Origin of the sequence: Citrobacter sp. Ca225, from assembly GCF_030337175.1 — a bacterium.
GTDB classification, from domain to species: Bacteria; Pseudomonadota; Gammaproteobacteria; order Enterobacterales; family Enterobacteriaceae; genus Citrobacter_A; species Citrobacter_A amalonaticus.
This window is the reverse complement of record NZ_JAOWCD010000048.1, coordinates 1-2,708: the sequence shown is the minus strand read 5'-3', so window position 1 is coordinate 2,708 and position 2,708 is coordinate 1. Positions and strand designations below refer to the sequence as shown.

Below are 2,708 nucleotides of genomic sequence, written 5' to 3'. Positions count from 1 at the left end.
CCGGTTTTATCGGCGTCGTTGGCATACCAGGTGCCGTACAGACCGGCGCTGTAGCCGCTGATTTCCCCGCGAGAGGTGTAGCCGGTCAGGCTGGAGTGGCTGCGGCTCTTGCTGTTGGCGTAACCGGCCATCAAACCCAGATGCCAGCGATCGAGGCCGTCGGTGCTCCATTGCGCGATATCGCCGCCCAGTTGCATCACGTAGCGGTTACTCTGGGTGCTGATCTGCCCGGAACCGTCCTTGAAGCGGTGATGTCCGCCGATGTGGCGCATCCACAGGCTGGTGACTTTCTGTTCGCCGGTTAACGCGTCGGTGTACTGGGTTTCACCCAGACGATCGTGAAGCCGGGTGGTGAACAGCGTGTTGGCGGCAAGGGTGTTCGCCAGATAGCTGCCGGTTTCCGGGCGATAGGTTTTCTCTCCTTCCGGCTGTGGCGTTGGGGCCGGTGTTGGGGCGGGATCGGGAGTAGGTTCCGGCACTGGGTCAGTGATGAAGGTGTTGGTCAGATACCAGTTACTGCCTTTTTTCACCACATCATAGTCATAAGCCCCCGCGACAATACGTCCGGCTTTGGCAAAAGTACCTGCGGAATTGCCATACACTTCGACAATTTCAATACCGTTCACCGTTTGCGAGCCCGTACCGCCGATATTATTCACCGCAACCAGCGTATTACCGGACGTGTCGCCTTCCACGATAAGTTTATCGGTGGGAGAATCATCGCCACCCAGTGTTGTGTTCATTTTCAGTGTTCCGCCGCCGTAGAAATTACCTTCTACAGTCAGAGTCTTAAACACACCGCTGCTTTCCGGGGGCAGGAAATTGACAGTCCCATTGTCTACGGTGATGTCGGTGACATGAGAGCTACCGGTCATATTCCACACGGCCTGGTTGGAAAGATCCAGGTTAACAATACCGTTGCTGGTTGAGCCAGACGTAGCGGTATAGCTGGTGGCCGTCAGGAATGAGTTTTCGTTATTCAGTACCATATTGAGCGTGGCATCGTTAATTGCGCCAATGTCGCCAATGACCTGTACCGTGCCGGTTTCTAATGAATTCACGTTGATCAGGCTGTTTGCTCCACGGGAGAGCAGGGACCAGGTGGGATCGCTGTTATCCGTCATCAGCAGACCTTTCTGCACATCGACAATACCACCTGCCGCGGCTTCGATACCCGCCACATAGTTGGCGTGTGTATCAGACAGTGAGATGCTTAAATCATCCTGGAATTCAACTTTTGTGGTGTTACTACCGCCATCATAAGCATAAACCGCTCGTGCGGTATCGACGCCATTTTGCATGGTAATAGCGGTTTTACCCTGAAACTGCGCCTCACTTTTCCAAAGGTAAAGGCCTGTGTTGTAATATCCGCCGTTACTGGTCAGCAGAAAATCGCCTTTTGCGATAAGCGACGACTGGTCAGTCAGGGAGATGGTTCGCATCCAGTACGGGTCGATCCAACCTGCGAATTCATGCTCGTAACCGGGCCGGTTGCCCAGGTAAGTCAGGTTCTCGCCGACGATGATCGCATTGCTGTTGAAGGTGATATCCGTTGCCATCAGGTCAAGTGCCCGGCCACCGCCAGCCTCACCAAAGAGGTTATTTTCATCACCACGTGAGAGCGCTTCAATCTTCGTCAGCCCCGTAAATTCGATGCTATTTCTCGTCCCATAAGTGGCGTAGGGGAGCGCCGCCAGGATACCCTGGCTGCCTTTCAGAGTGATGTAGTCAGCTTCAAATTTGGCAGTATTAATCACGTTATAAGCAGTGTTACTCGTGCTCGCGCCAGCCCTTGCGGCAAACTGTAATGCCAGTTCATTGGCATCGATATCAATACGATCGGCTTTGATATCCACATCACTTCCTGCGGCAAGAACCATCCCCACGCGACGGTCGATAGAGTTGTCGCCCGGATCGCCGTCAACATTGATGACAAAGTTTCCGCCATCAAAGGCCAGCTCACCGTTATACAAACCAATCCCCCAGCGGTGGGTGCTGACATATCCCGCCTGCGGCATCAGTACAGTCAAATTAACTTTATTATCGCCGTCGCTTTTGAAATCAAATTTACCACCTGGCCCGGCAAATAAACCGTAAATATCGGCGTAACTATTTTTGACCTCATTACTGACGACAATATTGCCGCCAGTGAATGTCATTGTGCCGCTGAGTGTATCTCGCTTGTAAGCATGCAGCGTTGCACGTTCGTCTGTCGTGTTATTATTAAAACCTCTTAGTGTCAGGGTATTCCCGTCGCTGATATTAATGTTCACTGCACCGTTCAGGGTATTGATTAGCGCGCGTTGGTAACTGGCGCTGCCCGTGTAACCGCTGGCGTCCAGGGTCACATCACCGAGGCTAACGGTGTGGGTTCCGCTGCTAATAGACGAAATCGAACTGGTGAAGGTCTTATTTTCCAACTCGGCCGATAAGACAAACGGTGAGGCGAGAAACGAACTTCCCACCACGACAGGTACAAGACATTTCCATTTTATATATGTCATTTATGACTCTCCGTGAGATTAACGACTTATTTTTATTTGTAATAAAGAAAAAAATGTCCGGCCTTTGCAGGACATTTTTTGTTTGGGCGATCAGAAACTATATTTGATGCCTAACATTCCCTGAGTATCGCTGTAGCCGTTGTCGCCAATTTGCTGGGCGACGTTGCCCCACAGTTGCAGACGCTGGCTAAGCTGGCCTTCAAC

Annotated in this window: 2 protein-coding genes; both read right to left on the bottom strand. The window is 51.9% G+C overall.

All coding sequences use genetic code 11. The annotated features are described in order from the left end of the window. Positions 1-2,504: autotransporter outer membrane beta-barrel domain-containing protein (locus OGW13_RS02705; RefSeq protein ID WP_287115587.1), on the bottom strand; the 2,504-nt coding region annotated here is incomplete at its 3' end. Positions 2,505-2,594: 90 nt separating this feature from the next. Continuing rightward, on the bottom strand, positions 2,595-2,708 hold a 114-nt coding region (locus tag OGW13_RS25670), incomplete at its 5' end, for an autotransporter outer membrane beta-barrel domain-containing protein (protein ID WP_353622473.1).